Below are 5,435 nucleotides of genomic sequence, written 5' to 3'. Positions count from 1 at the left end.
CACGCAGGCGCCAGGCCACACCCCGCCGCCTCCCCCGCCCGGACCGGGCTGGGGCACTCCCCCGCCCGGCGGCTACGGCACCGGCGGCTGGGCAGGCGGCTGGGGCGGTCCCCCGCCCGCGGCCAAGCCCGGCATCATCCCGCTCCGCCCGCTGGGCATCGGCGAGATACTCGACGGCGCCGTCTCCACCATGCGCACCTACTGGCGCACGGTCCTCGGCATCTCCCTCACGGTCGCCGTCGTCGTCGAGCTGATCACGCTGCTCCTGCGGGGCTTCGTCTTCAACGACACCCTCGTCGGCTTCGGCGACCCGAGCATGACCGCGAACGAACTGGGCCGCACGGTCGGCACCAACGCACTCGGCGACCTCGTCGTGGGCGCCGTGTTCATGCTCGGTTCGCTCTTCGCAACCGGCCTGCTGACGACCGTGACCAGCCAAGCCGTCCTCGGCCGGTCCGTCAGCATCGGCGAGGCGTGGAAGCAGGCCCGGCCCCAGCTGCTCCGGCTGTTCGGTCTGCTCCTGGTGCTGACCGTCCTCTTCCTCGGCGTCCTCGCCGTGGGCATCGCCCCCGGCGTCCTGATCGCCGCGACCGCCGGTTCCGACGTCGCCGTGGCGATCACGCTCGCCCTCGGCCTCCTCGGCGCCTTCCTGGTCGTCCTGTGGCTGATGGTGCGCTACTCGCTGGCCCCCTCGGCTCTCATGCTCGAACGGCAGGGCGTCTTCAAGTCGATGGGCCGCTCCACGAAGCTGGTGAGCGGCTCCTGGTGGCGCATCTTCGGCATTCAGCTGCTCGCCTGGATCATCACCAACATCGTCTCCTCGATCCTGGTGATCCCCTTCGTCATCCTCGCGTTCGTGCTGGACAGCAGCGGCTCGCTGAACGTCCTGCACCCCAGCGACGAGCACCTCAGCTGGTCGTTCCTGATCATCTCCGGCATCGGCTCGGTGCTCGCCGCCATGATCACGCTCCCGCTGAACGCCGGCATCACCGTCCTGCTCTACATCGACCAGCGCATCCGCCGCGAAGCCCTCGACCTGGAACTGGCCCGCGCCGCCGGAATCCAGGACCACGGCACGGGCCCCGCGCCCGTCCCCGGAGGCTGATGCGGTGAACCTGACGGGGGGAGTTCTCACGGCGGTGTCCGCTGCGCACACCGCCACCGCATCGGCTGTCCGCTTCGTGCTGCACGCGGCACACCCGGCCCTGACGCTCGCCGGCTCCGGCGACGAACCACCGGTCACCGTCCCGCGCGATCCCGCGCGCGAGGCGGCCCGGCGCGAACTGTCCAAGCCGATGTACCACGAGAACGACCCCAGCCTGTTCCAGCGGGCCCTGGACGCCTTCTGGGACTGGCTGGACCGGCTGTTCGACAGCGCCTCCACCGCGACACCGGGCGGCACGATCGGGCTCGTCGTCGTGGTGCTGTTCGTCGTCGCCGTGCTGGCCGCCCTGTGGTGGCGGCTGGGCACCCCCCGCCGCATCCCCACCGCCGCCGCACCCCTCTTCGGCGAACGCCCCCGCACCGCCGCCGACCACCGCTCGACCGCCGAGGCACACGCGGCCCAGGGCCACTGGAACCAGGCCGTCCAGGAACGCGTACGAGCCGTCGTCCGCGCCCTGGAGGAGCGCGCCCTGCTCGACACCCGTCCCGGCCGCACCGCCGACGAGGCCGCGGCGGAAGCCGGCCGCGCCCTGCCCGACCACGCCGACCGGCTGTGCTCGGCCGCCCGCGACTTCGACGACGTCACATACGGCGGCCGCAGCGCGAGCGAGGACACATACCGGCGCCTGTGCGCGCTCGACCTCGACATCGAACGCGCCCGCCCCGTCCTCGCGGACCACGCCGCCCACCAGGAGGACGCCGGATGACCGCCGAGGCCACCCCACCGGCCACCTCGGCCTCCCTCACCGCCCGCCAGGCATGGACCCGCGCGCGAGGCATCCTGATCGCCCTCCTGCTGATCCTGACCGGCGCGGTCGCCATGGCCGCCATCCGCTCCCACTCGGTCCACGGCGAACTCGACCCGCGCTCCGCCGACCCCTACGGCAGCCGCGCCCTCGCCGAACTCCTCGCCGACCACGGGGTGACCACGCGCGTGGTCACCACACCCGGCGCCGCCCGCGCCGCGGCCGGCCCCCGCACCACCCTCCTGATCGCCGCACCCGACCTCCTGAGCCTCCGCCAACAGGCCGCCCTCTACTCCGCCACCCAGTCCTCCGGCGGCCGCACGGTCCTCGTCGCCCCCGGCGCCTGGTCCGTCGACCGGCTCGCCCCCGGCGTCAGCGCGGACCCCGTCACCAGCGACCGCTCCACCCTCGCCCCCGAGTGCGCCCTCCCCGAGGCCCGGCGGGCGGGCAGCGCCGACACCGGCGGCATCCGCTACACCACCTCCCTCCCCGGCGCGGACGCCTGCTACCCCAGCGAACGCCTCTCCACCCTGCTCCGCCTGCCGACCGGCTCCGGCGGCGGCGACACCGTCGTCCTCGGCGCGCCCGACATCCTCCTGAACAAGCGTCTCGACCAGCAGGGCAACGCCTCGCTCGCCCTGCAACTCCTCGGCTCCCGGCCCCATCTGGTCTGGTACCTCCCCTCGCTCGACGACGCTTCCCTCACCGACTCCCAGGCCCCCAAGAGCCTCTTCGACCTGCTCCCCTCGGGCTGGCTCTGGGGCACCCTGCAACTGTTCTTCGCCGCCCTCCTCGCCGCACTCTGGCGAGGGCGCCGCTTCGGCCCGCTCGTCCCGGAGAACATCCCCGTCGCGATCCGCGCCTCCGAGACCACCGAAGGACGCGCCCGCCTCTACCGCAAGGCCGACGCCCGCGACCGCGCGGCAGACGCCCTGCGCGCCGCCACCCGCGCCCGCCTGGCCCCACTCGTCGGCGTCCCGGCCACCCAGGCCCACACGCCCGAGGTCCTGCTCCCGGCCCTCTCCGCCCACCTCACGGACGGCGACGGCCAACCCGCCGCGCACTCCCTCCTCTTCGGGCCGCCGCCCACCGACGACGCGGCCCTCGTCGCACTCACCGACCGACTCGACGCCCTCGAAAGAGAGGTACGCCGTCCATGACGGACCCGACCACCGACAACACCGGAAACACCGGGGACGCGGACACCGCCCGAGCCTCTCTCGAGGCCCTGCGCGCCGAGATCGCCAAAGCCGTGGTCGGCCAGGACCCCGCCGTCACCGGTCTGGTCGTCGCCCTCCTCTGCCGTGGACACGTCCTCCTCGAAGGCGTGCCCGGAGTCGCCAAGACCCTGCTCGTGCGCGCTCTCGCCTCGGCCCTCGAACTCGACACCAAGCGCGTCCAGTTCACCCCCGACCTGATGCCGAGCGACGTCACCGGCTCCCTGGTCTACGACGCCCGCACCGCCGCGTTCTCCTTCCAGCCCGGCCCCGTCTTCACCAACCTCCTTCTCGCGGACGAGATCAACCGCACCCCGCCCAAGACCCAGTCCTCCCTCCTGGAAGCCATGGAGGAACGTCAGGTCACGGTCGACAGCACACCCCGCCCGCTGCCCGAGCCCTTCCTGGTCGCGGCCACCCAGAACCCCGTGGAGTACGAGGGCACCTACCCGCTCCCCGAAGCCCAACTGGACCGCTTCCTGCTGAAGCTGACGATCCCCCTGCCCTCCCGGCAGGACGAGATCGATGTCCTGAACCGCCACGCCTCCGGCTTCAACCCCCGCGACCTGAAGGCCGCCGGCGTACGTCCCGTCGCCGGTCCCGCCGACCTCGAAGCGGCCCGCGCCGCCGTCGCCAAGACGACCGTCTCCCCCGAGATCACCGCCTATGTGGTGGACATCTGCCGTGCCACCCGCGAGTCCCCCTCTCTCACCCTGGGCGTCTCCCCGCGCGGCGCGACCGCGCTGCTCTCGGCGGCCCGCGCCTGGGCCTGGCTGACGGGCCGTGACTACGTCATCCCCGACGATGTGAAGGCTCTCGCCCTCCCCGCCCTGCGCCACCGGATCCAACTGCGGCCCGAGGCCGAGATGGAGGGCGTGACCGCCGACTCCGTCATCAACTCCGTCCTCGCCCACGTCCCGGTGCCCCGCTGATGCCACTCACCGGACGCGCTGCCCTGATCGCGGCCCTGGGTTCCGTGCCCGTCGGTGTCCTGGACCCCGGCTGGACCGGGCTCCTCGCGGTCAACGGCTCCCTGGCCCTGGCCTGTGCCTGCGACTTCGCTCTCGCCGCACCCGTGCGGCGCCTTGTCCTCTCTCGCTCCGGCGACACCTCCGTCCGTCTCGGCGACACCGCCGATGTCACCCTCACCGTCACCAACCCGTCCCGCCGTCTGCTGCGCGCCCGCCTGCGGGACGCCTGGCCGCCCAGCAGTTGGCAACCCGGCACCGAACTGGACGCCTCCCGGCACCGGTTGACCGTCCCGCCCGGCGAGCGCCGCCGCGTCACGACCCGGCTGCGCCCCACCCGCCGCGGCGACCGCCAGGCCGACCGGGTGACGATCCGTTCCTACGGCCCCCTCGGGCTCTTCTCCCGCCAGGGCACCCATCGAGTCCCCTGGACACTACGGGTTCTGCCCCCGTTCACCAGCCGAAAGCACCTACCGTCGAAACTCGCTCGATTGCGTGAACTAGACGGTCGTACAAGCGTCCTGACACGCGGTGAGGGCACCGAGTTCGACAGCCTCCGCGAGTACGTCCCCGGCGACGACACCCGCTCGATCGACTGGCGCGCCACCGCACGCCAGTCCTCCGTGGCCGTCCGCACCTGGCGCCCCGAACGCGACCGCCGCATCCTGCTCGTCCTGGACACCGGACGCACCTCGGCCGGCCGCGTGGGCGACGCTCCGCGCCTCGACGCGTCCCTGGACGCCGCGCTCCTCCTGGGCGCCCTGGCCTCCCGCGCGGGCGACCGCGTGGACCTGCTGGCCTACGACCGCCGGGTACGCGCCCTCGTCCAGGGAAAGTCCGCCGGGGACGTACTGCCCTCGCTGGTCAACGCGTTGGCTTCGCTGGAACCGGAACTCGTCGAGACCGACGCCCGCGGCCTGGCCGCCACGGTCCTGCGGACCGCCTCCCGGCGCTCCCTCGTCGTCCTCTTCACCACGCTCGACGCGGCGCCGGTGGAGGAGGGCCTGCTGCCGATACTGCCTCAGCTGACCAGCCGTCACACCGTCGTCGTGGCTTCCGTCGCCGACCCGCACATCGCGGCGATGGCTCAGGGAAGGGGCGACGTCGAGGCGGTGTACGACGCGGCGGCAGCCGCCCAGGCCCGGCGCGAACGCGAACGGACGGCGGATCAACTACGGCGCCACGGTGTGACGGTGGTGGACGCGACGCCGGACGAGCTGGCCCCTGCGGTCGCGGACGCGTATCTCGCCCTGAAAGGGGCAGGCCGGCTCTGACCATGCGAATTCCCGTCCCTCTTCGGAGGGAAAAGGGTCCGGAACGCAGAAAACCCCCGCACCAAT

At 73.0% G+C, this 5,435-nt stretch carries 5 protein-coding genes; all 5 read left to right on the top strand.

What is annotated here, in order from left to right:
• Nucleotides 1-1,105 (top strand): hypothetical protein (locus GTW40_RS05910; RefSeq protein ID WP_237525356.1); only part of this gene is annotated, 1,105 nt, incomplete at its 5' end.
• A 4-nt stretch (nt 1,106-1,109) separates the two neighbouring features.
• Nucleotides 1,110-1,871: a DUF4129 domain-containing protein gene (locus tag GTW40_RS05905; RefSeq protein WP_161179087.1), complete on the top strand. Its 762-nt coding sequence runs from the start codon at nt 1,110-1,112 to the stop codon at nt 1,869-1,871.
• Complete coding sequence (locus GTW40_RS05900; protein WP_161179086.1) at nt 1,868-3,070, top strand: DUF4350 domain-containing protein; 1,203 nt, start codon at nt 1,868-1,870, stop codon at nt 3,068-3,070. The genes GTW40_RS05905 and GTW40_RS05900 overlap by 4 nt, the downstream gene beginning before the upstream one ends.
• Nucleotides 3,067-4,059 (top strand): MoxR family ATPase, encoded by a 993-nt coding sequence (locus GTW40_RS05895; protein ID WP_161179085.1) that lies wholly within the window; start codon nt 3,067-3,069, stop codon nt 4,057-4,059. Before GTW40_RS05900 ends, GTW40_RS05895 begins: the two co-directional genes overlap by 4 nt.
• Nucleotides 4,059-5,369 (top strand): DUF58 domain-containing protein, encoded by a 1,311-nt coding sequence (locus GTW40_RS05890; RefSeq protein ID WP_161179084.1) that lies wholly within the window; start codon nt 4,059-4,061, stop codon nt 5,367-5,369. Before GTW40_RS05895 ends, GTW40_RS05890 begins: the two co-directional genes overlap by 1 nt.
• Nucleotides 5,370-5,435: the final 66 nt, after the last annotated feature.

It is taken from the genome of Streptomyces sp. SID4985, assembly GCF_009863025.1.
GTDB lineage: Bacteria > Actinomycetota > Actinomycetes > Streptomycetales > Streptomycetaceae > Streptomyces.
The sequence above is the reverse complement of the archived record's forward strand: the minus strand, read 5'-3'. Positions and strand labels throughout refer to the sequence as shown.

Bases quoted from the DNA above. Each gene is read 5' to 3' on its own strand.
- GTW40_RS05900 (WP_161179086.1), top strand. From the start codon at position 1,868: ATGACCGCCGAGGCCACCCCACCGGCCACCTCGGCCTCCCTCACCGCC.
- GTW40_RS05895 (WP_161179085.1), top strand. From the start codon at position 3,067: ATGACGGACCCGACCACCGACAACACCGGAAACACCGGGGACGCGGAC.
- GTW40_RS05890 (WP_161179084.1), top strand. From the start codon at position 4,059: ATGCCACTCACCGGACGCGCTGCCCTGATCGCGGCCCTGGGTTCCGTG.